This window comes from Kluyvera georgiana ATCC 51603 (assembly GCF_001654985.1).
Taxonomy (GTDB): domain Bacteria; phylum Pseudomonadota; class Gammaproteobacteria; order Enterobacterales; family Enterobacteriaceae; genus Kluyvera; species Kluyvera georgiana.
Window position 1 is genome coordinate 1 of the sequence record NZ_LXEU01000067.1, and the last position, 15566, is coordinate 15566.

12 protein-coding genes and 1 rRNA gene are annotated in these 15566 nt (G+C 56.6%); 6 read left to right on the forward strand and 7 right to left on the reverse strand.

Annotated elements, in window-relative coordinates; genetic code table 11:
• Nucleotides 1-124 precede the first annotated feature (124 nt).
• Nucleotides 125-240, forward strand: a 5S ribosomal RNA gene (gene rrf, locus M989_RS16585).
• A gap of 79 nt (nt 241-319) precedes the next feature.
• On the opposite strand, the gene M989_RS16590 is transcribed toward rrf, so the two are convergent.
• The 7 genes from M989_RS16590 to trpS form a co-directional block, all read right to left on the reverse strand.
• Nucleotides 320-1051, reverse strand: coding sequence for a Crp/Fnr family transcriptional regulator (locus M989_RS16590; RefSeq protein WP_245191268.1), 732 nt, complete (start codon nt 1049-1051; stop codon nt 320-322).
• A gap of 63 nt (nt 1052-1114) precedes the next feature.
• A complete protein-coding gene (locus M989_RS16595; RefSeq protein WP_064547050.1) occupies nt 1115-2485 on the reverse strand; it encodes an MFS transporter in 1371 nt (456 codons plus the stop codon).
• Between the two features lie 66 nt (nt 2486-2551).
• A complete protein-coding gene (locus M989_RS16600; protein ID WP_064547052.1) occupies nt 2552-3664 on the reverse strand; it encodes a mandelate racemase/muconate lactonizing enzyme family protein in 1113 nt (370 codons plus the stop codon).
• A gap of 171 nt (nt 3665-3835) precedes the next feature.
• Nucleotides 3836-4960 carry an ABC transporter permease gene (locus M989_RS16605; protein WP_064547053.1) on the reverse strand — a complete coding sequence of 375 codons (1125 nt, stop codon included), beginning with the start codon at nt 4958-4960 and terminating at the stop codon, nt 3836-3838.
• Nucleotides 4960-7689, reverse strand: a complete 2730-nt coding sequence (rbbA, locus tag M989_RS16610; RefSeq protein WP_064547055.1) for a ribosome-associated ATPase/putative transporter RbbA — start codon at nt 7687-7689, stop codon at nt 4960-4962. The genes M989_RS16605 and rbbA overlap by 1 nt, the downstream gene beginning before the upstream one ends.
• Nucleotides 7686-8753 (reverse strand): HlyD family secretion protein, encoded by a 1068-nt coding sequence (locus M989_RS16615; protein ID WP_064547057.1) that lies wholly within the window; start codon nt 8751-8753, stop codon nt 7686-7688. The genes rbbA and M989_RS16615 overlap by 4 nt, the downstream gene beginning before the upstream one ends.
• A 264-nt stretch (nt 8754-9017) precedes the next feature.
• The gene (trpS, locus tag M989_RS16620; protein ID WP_064547059.1) at nt 9018-10025 is read right to left on the reverse strand and encodes a tryptophan--tRNA ligase; all 1008 of its coding nucleotides are present in this window, start codon (nt 10023-10025) and stop codon (nt 9018-9020) included.
• Between the two features lie 647 nt (nt 10026-10672).
• On the opposite strand from trpS, the gene M989_RS25630 reads away from it, so the two are divergent.
• The 5 genes from M989_RS25630 (at nt 10673) to M989_RS16645 (ending at nt 15448) form a co-directional block, all read left to right on the forward strand.
• Nucleotides 10673-11011 (forward strand): YebF family protein, encoded by a 339-nt coding sequence (locus M989_RS25630; RefSeq protein ID WP_163448861.1) that lies wholly within the window; start codon nt 10673-10675, stop codon nt 11009-11011.
• Nucleotides 11012-11106: 95 nt separating this feature from the next.
• Nucleotides 11107-11574 (forward strand): MarR family transcriptional regulator, encoded by a 468-nt coding sequence (locus M989_RS16630; RefSeq protein WP_064547063.1) that lies wholly within the window; start codon nt 11107-11109, stop codon nt 11572-11574.
• Nucleotides 11575-11578: 4 nt separating this feature from the next.
• A complete protein-coding gene (locus tag M989_RS16635; RefSeq protein ID WP_064547065.1) occupies nt 11579-12646 on the forward strand; it encodes an HlyD family secretion protein in 1068 nt (355 codons plus the stop codon).
• Nucleotides 12636-13697, forward strand: a complete 1062-nt coding sequence (locus M989_RS16640; protein WP_064547067.1) for a DUF2955 domain-containing protein — start codon at nt 12636-12638, stop codon at nt 13695-13697. Before M989_RS16635 ends, M989_RS16640 begins: the two co-directional genes overlap by 11 nt.
• A gap of 80 nt (nt 13698-13777) precedes the next feature.
• Nucleotides 13778-15448: a hypothetical protein gene (locus M989_RS16645; RefSeq protein WP_064547069.1), complete on the forward strand. Its 1671-nt coding sequence runs from the start codon at nt 13778-13780 to the stop codon at nt 15446-15448.
• The last annotated feature ends 118 nt before the right edge of the window (nt 15449-15566 follow it).

Here is a 15566-nt window from a genome sequence, read left to right on the forward strand (position 1 = left end):
GATACTAATGAACCGTGAGGCTTAACCTTACAACGCCGAAGATGTTTTGGCGAAAGACAGACATCAGTTTCAGCTTGATTACAGATTATATCGACAGGCTAATGCGTGTTGATAACAGAATTTGCCTGGCGGCTGTAGCGCGGTGGTCCCACCTGACCCCATGCCGAACTCAGAAGTGAAACGCCGTAGCGCCGATGGTAGTGTGGGGTCTCCCCATGCGAGAGTAGGGAACTGCCAGGCATCAAATAAGTGAAGAAGCCCATCCTGACGGATGGGCTTTTTTGCGTCTGTGCGAAATAGAAAAAGCGATCAGATCGCGCTATTCGTCTTCATCAGCATATAACTGCCTGAGTGCATTGATATTGACGATTAAAATTTTGCCGTACTTCGCGTCTATCCATCCTAATTTCTCCCACGCAACCAACCGTTTATTGATGGTTTGGCGAGTTGTATTAATGATTGTCGCCAGATCGTCCTGCGTCAGATAGAGATTGATCAACACTCCCCGTTCATGCGGCTCGCCGTATCCCTCTGATAGGCTGACTAAACGCTTTGCGAGGCGCGCAGACACCGATAACAACGTGCTGTCATGCAGCATGGTGAAGGCATTGCGTACCACTTTACACAACAGTAACGCCAGAAAACGATGAAGAATCGGGTAGTTTTGCAGAAGGAATTCAACGTCGCGGGGCTTTAGCGTCAGGAGTGTCGTCTTACCGATCGCCCTCGCATCGTGGGTGCGGGTAGACTTATCGATCATGCCAATTTCGCCGAACCAGTTGCCCGGCGAAAGATAGCGGAAAATACACTCTCTGCCATCGGCAGAGACGGAACTCACCTTCACGGAACCGGTGATGACCGCATACAAACCCAGCGATTCATCACCGCGGTAGTGAATGATTTCACCATTCTCGTATTGATACAGAGTGGCGCGGGACACCATCTGTTCAATGAAATAATCCGGTAGTGCGCGAAACCAACTGCTGCCAAGCAGAATAGTGTTGATCTCCTCCGGCGAAATGACGGGATCATGTGACGGTGCTACGGTCAATATCTTAACCATCGTTGTGACTGCCTGAGGTTGATTGTTGTCGTAGCACTGTATCATTTCCTGTTAATCAGAGTGGCGCAGATATTTTGCCTCGCTGGCCGATACGTTGCGGTTTGCGGGCGGCGTGTTCATTGGCTTTTCAATGCCGAATCGACGGAGCGCCAGAATCATCAGGCTGCCCGCTGCCGTCACCATGGCCAGGAAATAGAGCCCCGCCTGCGCAGAGTGAAAGGTTTGTTCCGCCCACACGCGCAGGTTTGGCGCCACAAATCCTCCCAGATTCCCCATCGAGTTAATCAACGCGATGCCCGAAGCGGCTGCCGCACCGCCAAGATAAGAAGAGGGGAAGGTCCAGTATAACGGCTGCATTGCCAGGTGCCCGGCAGCAGCGACGCACAGAGCGACAATGGCAATCAACGGGATACTGTCTGCGAGTCCGGAGATGGCAATCCCGACGGCGCCGGACATAAAGGTGATAGAGGCAACATAACGACGCTCCTGCAATCTTTCCGAAATACGCGGCACGTAGTACACCGCGATAGCCGCGCACAGCGGCGGAATAGCGGTAATGAAACCGACCAGTAAGCCCACTTTGGTGCCCATCAGCGTAGCGATTTGCGTCGGCAGGAAGAAGTAGATCCCATAACCGCATACCTGCACCGTAAACCAGATCAGGCATAAATAAAGCACACGGATGTCCAGCAGCGCTTGCCACACCCCTTTCGGCCCGTGGGCGAGTTTGACCTGTTCCTCCTGATCCAGCGTTTTATTTAGCGCCGCTTTTTCCTGTTTTGTCAGCCAGCTAGCGTTATCAGGGCGGTCATCAAGATAGAAGAAGACCCAGATGCCAACGGCGGAGGCGAGCAGACCTTCCACGAGGAACATCAACTGCCAACCGTGCAAACCAAATGCCAGTACCGTGCCCTCAAGCGACAGCAGTGAACCGGAAAGCGGCCCGCCGATGATGAAGGCCAGCGGTGCGCCAAACAGAAAGTAGCCGGTGACGCGCGCGCGAATATGCTGCGGGAACCAGAAGGTCAGATAAAGAATAACCCCGGGGAAGAAACCTGCTTCGCTGACGCCAAGCAGGAAACGTAAGAAGATAAAAACCGACTCCGTGTGGGCAAACATCATCGACGCGGACACGAGGCCCCAGGTCACCATAATACGCGCAAGCCAGACGCGAGCGCCGATACGATAAAGCAGTATATTGCTGGGGACTTCAAACAGCGCATAGCCGATAAAGAAGATCCCGGCGCCGAAAGCGTAAGCCGCATCACTGAGGCCGGTATCCAGCTGAAACTCTTGTTTGGCAAAGCCAATGTTGGAACGATCCAGATAGGCCAGAATAAACATCAACGTCACCATCGGGATGATCCGACGAATGGATTTACGGATTGCCAGTGATAAATCCTGATCGGTAGGGGCGGGCATAAATCACCTCTTTGTATTTGTCATTATTGTTGTGGCCCGAGCGGTGCCCGGGCGATACAGGTTGGTTTATCTTACGCTAAAGCGCTCAATCGCCTCCTGGCGAAGGGTAGTGCCGGCGCCAGGCGCGGTGGGCAGAGAATAGTAGCCCTCGTTGACTTCCACCGGATCGACGAAGCAGTCCAGCGTCCAGGGGATAAATTCCAGCAATGAGCAGGAAGGATGCGCCATGACCAGGTGCAGCTGCGCCTGCATCATGTCACCGTGATGTGGCGTGACCGGCAGATTGAAAGCCTGACCCAGATCGGCAATTTCCCAAACCGCCGTCAGCCCCCCACAACGCGTTGCATCGGGCTGCAGGTAATCCACGGCACCCGCCAGCACAAATTCTTTAAATGAATCAAATTGATAGAGAAGCTCGCCCAGCGCAATCGGCGTGTGGATATGTTCAGCCAGCGTACGGTGGCTTGCGACGTCATCGTGCCACATCGGCTCTTCAAACCAGGTGATATCGAAATCCGCCAGCCGTGAGCCGTATTGTTTGGCGGTACTGATGTCCCATTTGGCGTTCGCGTCGACCATCAGATTCACGTCATCGCCGATCGCCTTTCTGACGGCCTCAATACGTTTGAGATCCTCACGCGGGTCCGGCTTGCCGATTTTCATTTTGATGGCATTAAACCCTTCTTCAAAAATCATTTTCTTGCAGTCATCAACCAGCTCCGCCGTATCACGGACCAGCCAGCCGCAGTCGGTGTTATAGGCGAGAACGCGGGTGTTTTTCGAGCCGCCAAAGACTTTCCATAGCGGCTGCTCGACCATTTTGGCTTTAAGATCCCACAGCGCGATATCAATGGCAGAGAGCGCCATTTGCATCAAACCGCCGCGACCAACCCAGATATTGGTCGAACTGCGCGACATCTTACGGTGCAGATAGCGGACTTCGCTGGCATCTTCGCCGATCAGCATAGGGCCGAAAACGTCCTGAATGATCGTGGTGATAAGGCGGTCGGTGGTGATATCGGCATGGGTGCCGGTATAGCCATAGCCAACAAGACCGGTATCCGTTTCGATCATCACCCCCGGCATTCCCCAATGGGTAATGCTATGGGTTGAGTCGCCGATAATATTTTTCGTGACCGGCACGTGCATAATAAACGTGGTGAGTTTGGTGATTTTCATTGCTGCTTCCTGTGTCTGTATGTCCTGACGGATGGCCGCAATGTAACAACGGCCCTCCGGCAAGGCTGTCAAACGGTTGACACATCCTCGGAAGCGGAAGGGATTAACTGCGTTTTTTGAAGTGGATCGCGAATTTGGCCGCTGCCCGCCGGGGGGACGGGCAGCGCGATATCAGGCCATCTCTCCAATCGTCTTACGAAAACGAACCAGCGCGATAGTAAAAAAGACGCCGCCAATCGCCAGCAACGTTAAGAACTGCGGCCAGACGATGGCAAAATCTGCCCCGCGATAGAGAATGGCCTGTGCCAGGCTGACGAAATGCGTCGTCGGCATGGTTTGCATAATATCCTGCACCAGCTGCGGCATGCTCTCACGCGGCGTGGAACCGCCGGAAAGCATCTGTAGCGGCAGCAGCACCAGGATCATCAATAACCCCAACTGCGGCATGGAGCGGGCAATGGTCCCCATAAAAATACCGATCGACGTCGTGGCAAACAGGCTCAACGCCACCCCCAGCATAAACAGCGGGATCGACCCTTCAATCGGCATCTGCAGCACGCCCTGCACCATCAATATCAGCGACAGCCCCGACACCACCAGAACAACCAGCCCCATCGACCAGATTTTGGCGAGCATTATCTCAAACGGCGTCACCGGCATCACCAGCAGGTGCTCCACCGTTCCATGTTCGCGCTCGCGAATCAGCGCCGAGCCGGTCAGGACAATCGCCAGCATGGTGATATTGTTGATAATCGCCATCACCGCGCCAAATCGTTCCTGCTCAAGGTTTGGGTTAAAGCGCATCCTCACCGCCAATTCTACCGGCAGCACGCTATTTTCGCGGTAGCGGGACACAAAGCTGTTCACCTCGGCGGTAACGATATTCTGGATATAGCCATTGCCGGTAAAGGCCTGACTCATGCGTGTGGCATCCACGTTTACCTGCAAATCAGGCTGCCTTCCTGCCAGCACATCTCGTTGAAAATTAGGCGGAATGTTAATAGCGAAGGTATAGCGCCCGGCATCCAGTCCGGCGTCCATCTCATCGGCGGTGATAAGCTCCGGCTCCAGAAACCACGGACGATAGAAACTATTGATAATCCGTGAGGAAAGCTGCGATTTGTCCATGTCGGCAATGGCGATCGGCGCCAGGTGCAATGAGCCCGGCATCACCGTCGCGGAGGAGTAAACCGAGACGGTAAAGGCAAAAACGATCAGCGCCAGCATTGCTTTATCGCCGAGCAGGCTGCGCAGCTCCTTCACGCCGAGGTTATAAATATTGCGTAATCCGCGCATTATCCCTCCTGTTTTTTCAGCAGCCATACGGAAAGCCCCAGTACCAGCGGTACGGCAATCAGTAAGGGAATAAACGATCCCCACAGGTCACCCAACCCCAACGCCTTCGAGAAGGTGCCGCGGGCAATAGTCAGGAAGTGGCTGGTCGGGTAAATTTGGCCAATCCAGCGACCAGGTCCTTCAAGCGAGGCCACCGGATCGATCATGCCGGAAAACTGCGTAGCGGGGATCAGCGTAATGATCGCCGTACCAAAGATCGCCGCAATCTGGCTCTTCATGAAGGTGGAGATCAGGAGCCCCAGCCCGGTGGCGATCGTCACGTACAGCAGCGCCGCCAGCGTTAGCGTCAGGAAGCTGCCCTTATGCGGTACGCCGAAGACAAACACCGACAGCGCGCACAGCAGCAGAAAGTTGAACATCCCCAGCACGATGTACGGCACCTGCTTGCCGAGCAAAAACTCGCTGCGGGTGGTCGGCGTGACGTACAGGTTGATGATCGACCCCAGTTCTTTTTCCCGCACTACGCTCAGTGCGCTGAGCATCGCCGGGATCATCATCAGCAGCAGCGGGATCACCGCCGGAACGATCGCCGGCAGGCTCTTCACATCTGGGTTATAGCGATAGCGCGTCTCGATAGAAATCAACGATGTATCCCGGCTGGCAGAAGGCTGACGCCCAGCCATCTCCTGTAGCCACGCAAGGTGCATCGCCTGCACGTAGCCGCGCACCGTTTCCGCACGGTTTGGCATCGCGCCGTCCACCCACACGCCAATCTGCACCGGCGTGCCGCGGGCAATATCGCGGCCAAAGTGAGGTGGGATCTCTATCGCCACCGCCAGCTCGCCGTTGCGCATACGGCGATCGAGATCGTCGTAGCTATACAGCGGCGGCTGCTCGATAAAATAGCGCGATCCGGCAATGTTCTGCGTCCAACCCTGGCTGCTGACCGTTTGATCGCGATCGAGCACCGCAAAACGCAGATCCTCCACGTCCATGCTGATCCCGTAGCCCATGATAAACATCAGGATCACCGTACCGAGCAGCGCCAGCGTTGAGCGCACCGGATCCCGCCGCAACTCCAGCGCCTCGCGGCGGCTGTAGCTGAACAGGCGCCGCAAACTAAAGGCCTGACGCGGCGGCTCGTTCTCACTCTTACGCGGCGTATCCACCATTTCCGCGACGGGAACCGGATCAGAAGCCTCCTGCAGATAAGCGATAAAAGCCGCTTCCAGCGTGGCCGCGCCGCGCTGTTCCACAAGCGCCTGCGGCGTATCGCTGGCCAGCACCTTGCCGGCATGCATCAGTGAAATACGGTCGCAGCGTTCGGCTTCGTTCATAAAGTGGGTGGAAATAAAAATGGTGACTTTATCCCGTCGCGCCAGGTCTACCATCAGCTGCCAGAACATATCGCGCGCGACCGGATCGACGCCGGAAGTCGGTTCATCGAGGATCAGCATCTCCGGACGATGAATCACCGCCACCGCCAGCGAAAGGCGCTGACGGATCCCCAGCGGCAGCGCTGCGGGCAGGGCATCCTCGACCTCGGTGAGCATAAAGCGCTGGCTCATTTCCGCCACACGGCCAGGGATCTCCTCATCCGGTATATGGAACAGCTTTGCGTGCAGCTCCAGGTTCTGACATACGCTCAGCTCGCTATAGAGCGAAAATGCCTGCGACATATAGCCCACTCGGCGACGGGTGGCGATATCTTTCGGATCCACCGGTTGGCCGAACAGCCAGGCTTCGCCCTCGCTGGCGGGCAGCAGCCCGGTCAGCATCTTCATGGTGGTGGATTTACCGCAGCCGTTAGACCCCAGAAAGCCAAAAATCTCGTCGCGGGCAATGCGGAAGTTAACGTGGTCAACTGCGACAAAATCGCCGAAGCGCATGGTCAGGCCACGGGCCTCAATGGCAATCTCTTCTTCGCTCGCGTCGCGCGGGGGGATGATCACCTGCTGGTGCGCATTGCGCTGCGCTTCCGGCAGCAGCGCGATAAACGCCTGTTCCAGCGTCGGGTTGGCGGTTTGTGTACGCAGCTCTTCCGCGCTGCCGGTGGCCAGCACTTCCCCGTCGTTCATCGCGACCAGCCAGTCGAAGCGCTCGGCTTCTTCCATATAGGCGGTCGCGACCAGCACGCTCATGTCAGGCTGGCGCTCGCGGATACTGTCGATAAGCGTCCAGAATTGCGCGCGGGAGAGCGGGTCGACGCCGGTAGTGGGTTCATCGAGGATCAATAGCTGAGGATCGTGGATCAGCGCGCAGCACAGGCCGAGCTTCTGCTTCATGCCGCCGGAGAGTTTCCCCGCCGGACGATCGCGGAACGGCGCCAGCCCGGTGCTGTGCAGCAGCTCATCAATACGCGCTTCGCGCTCACGTTTATCGTGACCGAACAGACGGGCGAAGAAGTCGACGTTTTCGTAGACCGACAGCGTGTGATAGAGGTTTTTACCCAATCCCTGCGGCATCCAGGCGATCTTCGGGCAGACATCGCGACGATGTCGGGCGTCGCGCATATCGCCGCCGAGCACCATCACATTACCCTGTTCAATCACTCGCGCGCCGGCAATCAACGACAGCAGGCTGGATTTGCCCACGCCGTCCGGGCCAATCAGCCCCACCATGCAGCGAGACGGAATGGTCAGCGTAATGTCGTTGAGCGCCACGGTCGTGCCGAAACGCTGTCCGACGTGCTCAAGCCGAGCGACAGGGGGATGTGCGTCCCGTTTCATTGCGGCAGCCTCACCATCAGCATGGCAGGCCATTGCTGCTGGTTATCCAGTCGGACGTAGGCCATGCCCGGCAGACCGGTTTTCACATATTCCAGGTGTTCTGCCAGCAGCTCGGGCGGAATGCGCGCCTTAACGCGGAACATCAATTTAAGCCGCTCATCGCGGGTTTCTACGGTTTTCGGCGTGAACTGGGCGACGCTGGCGACAAAGCTGATATGGGCGGGGATCACCAGATCCGGTGCGGCGTCGAGGATCAGACGCACCTCGCTGCCCAGCGCCAGCAGGCCAGCCTGCTCGGTCGGCAGGAAGAAGGTCATGTAGACGTCGGCCAGGTCGACCATATTCAACACCCGGCCACCGGCGGCCAGCACTTCGCCCGGCTCGGCGACGCGGTACTGAATGCGTCCGTCGCGCGGCGCTTTCAGCGTGCTGTCGTCAATGTCGGCCATGATACGTCGCTCGGTGGCCTGAGCGGCTTCGACGCGGGTTTGCGCCTGGATAATGCTGGTACGTGCCGCCTCAATGGCCGCTTTAGCGGCAGAAACCTGGGCACGGGCAGATTCGAGCGCGGCCCGACCGCTTTCGGCGGCGGCGCGGTCATCATCAAGTTGCTGAGCGGATACCGCGCCGCGCTGCGATAGCGTACTGGAGCGGACGTGGCGTTTTGACGTCGAGTCCAGCTCGGCCTGACGTTGTTTCACCACCGCTTCGCTGGCGCGCATTTCGCTTTGTCGCTGGTCGAGCAAGGCTTTTGCTGCGGCGATGGCGCTCTGCGCCTCTTTAATCTGCGCGGCGGCTTCCAGCCGCTGTTCGTTCAGGACGCGGGTATCCATCTTCGCCAGTATCTCGCCCTGGCGGACAAACTGCCCCTCTTTGACCAGAATCGCCTCGATACGTCCGGCGGTTTTGCTGGCGATATCCACTTCGGTGGCTTCAATTCTGCCGTTGCTGCTGGCGAAACCCTCTGGTAGCCCCGGTGGACGCAGCATCCACCATGCCACGGCGGCAATCGCCACCGCGAAACCGACGAGATACCAGGCCCAATGCCGCTTGAATTTGTCCATACGCTACCCGCTCTGTTCCCTGTTACTGAGTGGCGCGCGTTTCGTACTGAGGAGGGGAAAGGATGCTGTGAAGTGTGCTACTCATGTGGTCATCATCAGCAATCCTGGCCGTAAATGAAACACGCATAAATATAGCTACTGTCAATGTCATACTAACATCGGCATTGATTATGTCCATACCATTAACAGGGACTTGCTGATTGTGTAACACGATTAATCAAAACAGGCGAAGGGCATCCACACAGCCTGATGCCCTTATGGCGCTCAGAACAGAATGGGGAGCCCCAGCCCGCGCTTCACCGCGTGCAGCGTTTGCTGTGTCACTTCATGCGCCCGCTCACTGCCCTGGCGTAGGAGATCCAGAAGCATCGCCTTATCCTGAATGACGGTGGCGCGACGTTCGCGAATGGGAGCCAGCAGCTCCTGTAAGCAGGCTTCCAGCTCATTTTTACACTGCCTGTCGCCCAATCCGCCGCGCTGGTAGTGCGCCTTCATCTCTGCGATCAGGCTTTTATCGGGATGGAAGGCATCAAGGTAGGTAAAGACGACGTTACCCTCAATTTTTCCCGGGTCGGCCACGCGCAGATGGTTGGGGTCAGTAAACATGGCGCTGACCGCCTGGTGGATCTCCGCCTCGCTGGCTGACAGCGTCAGCGTATTACCGAGCGATTTCGACATTTTCGCGCCGCCGTCAATTCCCGGCAGGCGGCTGACGTCGCTGAGCAGCGCTTTGCAGTGGCGTAGCACCGGTTCGGTCGTCAGGCTATTCATCTTGTGCACGATCTCGTTGGTTTGTTCGATCATCGGTAGCTGATCGTCGCCAACGGGTACACGATCGGCGCCAAATGCGGTGATGTCGGCAGCCTGGCTGATGGGGTAAACCATAAAGCCCACAGGTAGCGCGCGCGAGAAACCTTTCTGCGCAATCTCATTCTTAACCGTCGGGTTACGCTCCACGCGGGCGACGGTGACGATGTTCATGTACAGCGCGGTCAGCTCCGCCAGCGCGGGCAGGGCGGATTGCAGGCAAATGGTGGTAAGCTGCGGGTCGATGCCGACGGCGAGATAGTCGGCCATCACTTCCAGTATATTGTGGCTGATTTTTTGCGGATTGCTGCCGTTGTCGGTCAGCCCCTGCAGGTCGGCAATCAGGATAAACTGTTGGTGTTCATGCTGAAGCTGAACGCGTTGGCGCAGCGAACCGGCATAGTGTCCAAGATGTAGCTGTCCGGTAGGACGGTCGCCGGTAAGAATGGTGTGTGTGTTGTTCATCAGTCGCTCCTTTGTAAGACATAAAGCCGAAAGACGAGACTGAGAAACAACAAAGCCGCCTTTCGGCGGCTTTGAAAAAGATAACGTAACCCGTGCCGCCTGTTATGAAGGCAGCCACCAACGGTTTGAGCGGATAACGGTCACGTTTGTGTTCATCCGGACATCGTGCCATCAACCCGGCTTGGTTGTCTACCCCTGACTCGATAAGTACGGTGAATTTTTTGCGAAGTCATGCGTCAATTTTTCCCAGAAAATAATAACGTTACGTAACCGTGTTGATATTTCATTATGAGGGCGATGCTTAATTATATCCTTTATATACATTACCACTAACATTCAAAATAATCTGAGTTTGTCATGCGGGAATAGCGAATGGTGTAGCACTGTTTATTAGATCTAAAATACTGCTCCGTAGCAGCAACTAAGTCGTTACTTTGTTGTTGTATAACAAAATAAACACCATGCATTAACAGTAAAATACTCGTAATGGAGGAGGTTTAATCCTTTTTATTGAGTCATTTGTTCGATATTTACGAAACAATACCAATGCATTGCTTTACATGTTTTTATTTGTTTTTAGAATAATCTCAGATGCCATAATTACTTCACTCAACATACCTACCTTCAGCATGAGAAAGACATTATTAGTGACCGCACTATTTTGTAGCCTGCTGACTGCGGGCATCACCACCATATTTGTTGTTCATGAGATGTATCCTGACACCACCTCTGTATGCCGTATTGATTTTTCCCGTAAAGCGCTGCTGCGCGTCAAAGACGATTATCTACGCGGCCGCTTCCCCCACTGGTACCGTGAAAAGCGCACGCTGGGCACCCTGACGCCAGAACTCACCTTCGGCGAAGTCTCGATTGAAGAAGACGAGTATCGCGTGCCGTTCGTGGCGAAAGGGCCATCGGCCAGGCTCGCGCGTATTGGCTTTGTTGACTGCGAAACGATGGACGTCGAATACATCGCCGGTCAGTAGGGCCATTTTACAATCCATGCTATTTAGCCATTCTGTTCCTTGATAGTTATCATGGTAAGTATTATCGTAATCGTACGACACGATCGGAGATTGCCATGACTGAAGATGAACTGTTTGCCCGTCGCCCGATGGGGATGCGGATGGCCATGATTGTGCGCCAATGGCGTTCTATCATCGATCATGCGATTACCGAAACCGGCTTGACCCAGTCCAGCTGGACGGTGCTGATGCAGCTGCATCAGCTGGGTGATAACGTCTCGGTCAGCGAGCTGGCGGAAATGCAGGGTATCGAACTGCCGCCGCTCATGCGTACGCTCACCCTGCTTGAACAGCAGGGTTATCTGCTGCGCACGGTATCGCCGTACGACAAACGAATTCGCCTGCTGACGCTGACCGACGAAGGTCGGGCGGTGCTCCAGACGCTAAACCAGGTGATTGAAGTCTTCCAGACCCGTGTGTCCACCGGCATCGCTGCCGCCGACATGGCCAAGTTTAGCGAGACCCTGAATCAAATAGCCTGCAATCTGCGGAATATCCGCGAAGAAAATAATAAAACCGAATAACACCATGATGACGCCAGAACAGAAGTTTGCCCGCTGGGTAAGGGTGAGTATTGCCTCTTTCCTGCTGATGTTTGCCTATTTTATCGTTGCTGATATCTGGATCCCGCTCACGCCGGATTCTACGGTAATGCGCGTGGTGACGCCGATTTCGTCCCGCGTTTCCGGCTACGTCTCGCAGGTGTACGTGCACAACAACAGCACGGTGAAAAAGGGCGACCTGCTGTATGAGCTGGACCCAACGCCGTTCCAGAATAAGGTCGATGCCGCGACGCTGGCGCTGGCCCAGGCAAAGCTAAGCAATCAACAGCTGGACGCGCAGATTGCCGCCGCCGAGGCCAACCTTAAAACCGCGCAGCTGACTGCGCGTAACGATCGCGTGACCTACGATCGCTATCAAAGCCTGAGCCGGATGCAGAACGTCTCGCAGGCCGATCTCGATAAGGTGCGCACCACCTGGCAGACCAGCGAGCAGTCGGTGAGTGCATTGCGCGCCTCGATTCACAATCTGCAAATTCAGCGCGGCGAGCGCGATGACCGTCGCAACGTTACGCTCCAACAGTATCAGACCACGCTACGGGAAGCGCAGCTCAATCTTGAGTGGACGAAAATTCGCGCTGAAGCTGACGGTACCGTCAGCAACTTACAGCTTAGCCCCGGCCTGTATGCCTCGGCGGGCAGCCCGGTGATGGCAGTGGTCAATCAGCAGACCGACATCGTCGCCGACTTCCGCGAAAAAAGTCTGCGCCACACGCGCCAGGGAACCGACGCCGCGGTGGTATTTGATGCTATGCCGGGTAAAGTCTTCGCCGCGCGAGTGACCAGCAGCGACGCCGGGATCCTTGCCGGCCAGGAAGAGGTAAACGGCGAGCTATCGCAGCCGGAACAGTCCACCCGTTGGGTACGCGACGCGCAGCGTATGCGTATCCACGTTGCGCTGGACGAGCCGCTGGAGAAAACCTTGCCGACCGGCGCGCGCGCGACCGTTCAGCTGTATAACAGCGAAGGTGCTTTTGCCCGTTTCTTCTCTGGCCTGCAAATCCACCTGATAAGCTGGTTGCACTATGTCTATTAACACCCTCGCGCAGGTCTTTACCCCTCACGGCAATATCGTCTACACGGCGAACGATTTCCGTCAGACCTTGCGCATCTCTTTTGCCGGCATGCTGGCGCTGAGTATTTCGAGCTTTTTCGATACCCAGTACGGCGTTTTTTACGTGGTTTACCCGCTGCTGCTCACCGCGCTGGTACCGGTATTTAATCGTCATGTGGCGAAACAGTTTATTTTTAGCGCCTCGCTGAACTGCCTCGAAATGGTGCTGATCATCGGCTATCTGAGCCAATGGCCGGTGATGATGACGCTGGTGGTGTTCGCGCTGTACGTGATGCGTTTTCGCTTTATGAGCAAAGGGCCGCTGTTCCTGTTCGGTTCGATGGGCGTGGTATGCCAGAGCGTGATGCTCAACTTTATGAGCTACCCGACGGCCAACTGGCATACGCTGTTGTTTTCGAATATTGAAGCCAGCGTTCTGGCGGTCGCGCTCAGCGCGCTGATGCACTACCTGATTCCAGACGCCGAGCCGCGCAAGCCGCCGCCGCTGATTGAAAAAGACGCTGCCCGCGTACGCCATGAATCGCTGCTTTCCGGCAGCGTGGCGACGATAATCTTTATCGTCTTCCAGGTCAGCGACCTCAGCGATTCTCTGTCGGCGCTGATGGCGGGGATCCTGATCCTCTTCCCGATGCACTACCGTGGCGCGGTGATCAGCTCGATCTGGCGCGTCGTTGGTGTGGTTCTGGCCTGTTTATATATTCTGGTGGTTCAGTTGCTCCTCTACGATCACAGCAGCCACATGCTGTTGATGATGCCGTTAATTGGCCTCGGTCTGGCTTTCAGCGCGCGGCTGCACGTGATGGAAAAAGTGGGGGCGGGCGTGGGCTTTGCCAGCATCACCACCATCGGCATTATGTTTGGCCAGAATCTGCAGCCGGACGGTGACCTGGTGTTCAGCGATCTCTACCGCGCCACCTCGGTCACGATTTCGCTGCTGGCGACGCTGACGATGGTGTTTATTCTGCACCGCCTGCTCAACTGCTTTGCGCCAACGCGCTTTATTGTGAAGTAGCGCACTTCAGGACGCTGATTGTTCTCTACCATCTGTGTTTACAATAGCCGCTCGCCGCGGTGGCGTGATGGAGAGAGACAATGTGGAAGACGCGTGCGCTGGAACTGAATAACCAGGAGTTCTGGAACTGGGACAAAGCCTGCCAGCTGGTACAGTGGGCGGCCCGCCATGAGTTTACGACCGTGGTGGTGGGGCAAACGGACCTGTTCGATAAGCTCGTTTCGCCGAAAGGCTACACCCCGCATCAGTACAACGATCGCCTCTCCAGCCAGCAGCGCGCGCGCTGCGTGTACCTCAACCGGCTGGCGGGTTACTGCCAGCAGCACGGGCTGAAATTTTATCTGCAGGCCAAGGAACTGAGCTTCCCCGCCGACCTGCTGGCGGCGCACCCGCAGCTGATTGATAAAGACGGCAGCATCCGCTTCGACGTCGAATTCTGGTGCCAGTATCTGGCGGATAAACTCTCCTTGCTCTGCCAACAGATCCCCGCCATCAGCGGACTGCTGGTGGCGCTCTCCAACACCGACGGCCTGCTGCCGATCTCCCGGCCCAACTGGGAGCTGACCGGGCAGGACGATCCCTCGCCGCATATCGACCCCCGCAGCCTCTCTCGCTATACCCAGTGCTTCAGCGCCATGGCCCGCGCGGTGATACGTGAAAATAAGCATCTGGTGCTGCGCGCCTTTCCGGCGGGTAACCACGATATCAGCAACGTGATGGAGGCCATCCGCACGTTGCCGGAGTGCGTCTCGGTGTCCATTAAACTAACGCCGGAGCGTTTCTGGCCAACGTTCCCCAACAACCCAGCGCTGCTGGATGTCGAGGACCGCGACGTGTGGGTGGAGCTGGACCTGGTGGGCGAGGAAGTGGGCTGGGGCGTGTTCCCCTTCCCGCGTATCGATGAACTTCAGGGCCGCCTGCTGTGGTGCCGGGGCAACCCAACGATTACCGGCGCGGTGTGCAAAACCAGCTGGGAAGGGGTGGACAACCACTGGGTGATGGGCACGCTGAGCGAGTGCAATCTGGTCGCCTGTAGCCAGATTCTGGCGCGGGAAAACGAGCATCTGACCCGCGCGGCGCTGCTGACCCACTGGCTGGATGAGTGCTACGGCTGGCGTCCCGATGAGGCAACCTTCGACGAATTTCAGTCGCTGATGGGCCAGGCCGGGCAGGTGTTGTATCAGGCCATTTACGTGCGCGATCACGTCTTTCATCGCCACAGCCAGGTGCCTGCGAGCTATGGCCAGGCGGTGTGGAGCCTGTACGGCCAGCTCAACCGCAACCATTGGCTGCCCGGCTCGGAGCGGGATATTTTCTTTAGCGCCAGCGACGTCGAGACTTCCGCGCGTAACCTGTCGCTGATTGCCGAAGAGAAAGATAGCGCCTGGCAGGCGGCGGTAACCCTACGCGAACAGGCGCTGGCCTTTGCCGACCGCGCGGCGTTTCCCTTCTCGCTGCACCAGCGCTGGCGGGAGGAGTGGCAAGGTTTTGACCTCTATTGCCTGCTGTTTCGTCACGCGCAAAAAGCCTTTTTCACGCTGCACTTCGCGCGGCTGGTCGAGAACAGCTGGAGCATGCGTGAGATTTGTCAGGTCAATATTCAGGAGCTGTACCGCTGCGCGGCGGAAATGGACAGCTTCTGCGCCCGGCATACCGAGGCCTCTCCGGGGCTACATGTGATGTTCGATCCCACCCGCGTGCGCATGCTGGCTGATAGTCTGAGTCATGAACTGACCCAGCTGAAGGGGTGAAATGTGATGTGCATCACTAATCATTAAGCGCATTTCGCCGGGAAACGTGAGTTTTCCCGGCATTCATCGTCACACAGACTCTGCTGCTGTGACTCTCGTCACGTTTTATCCTTCCAGC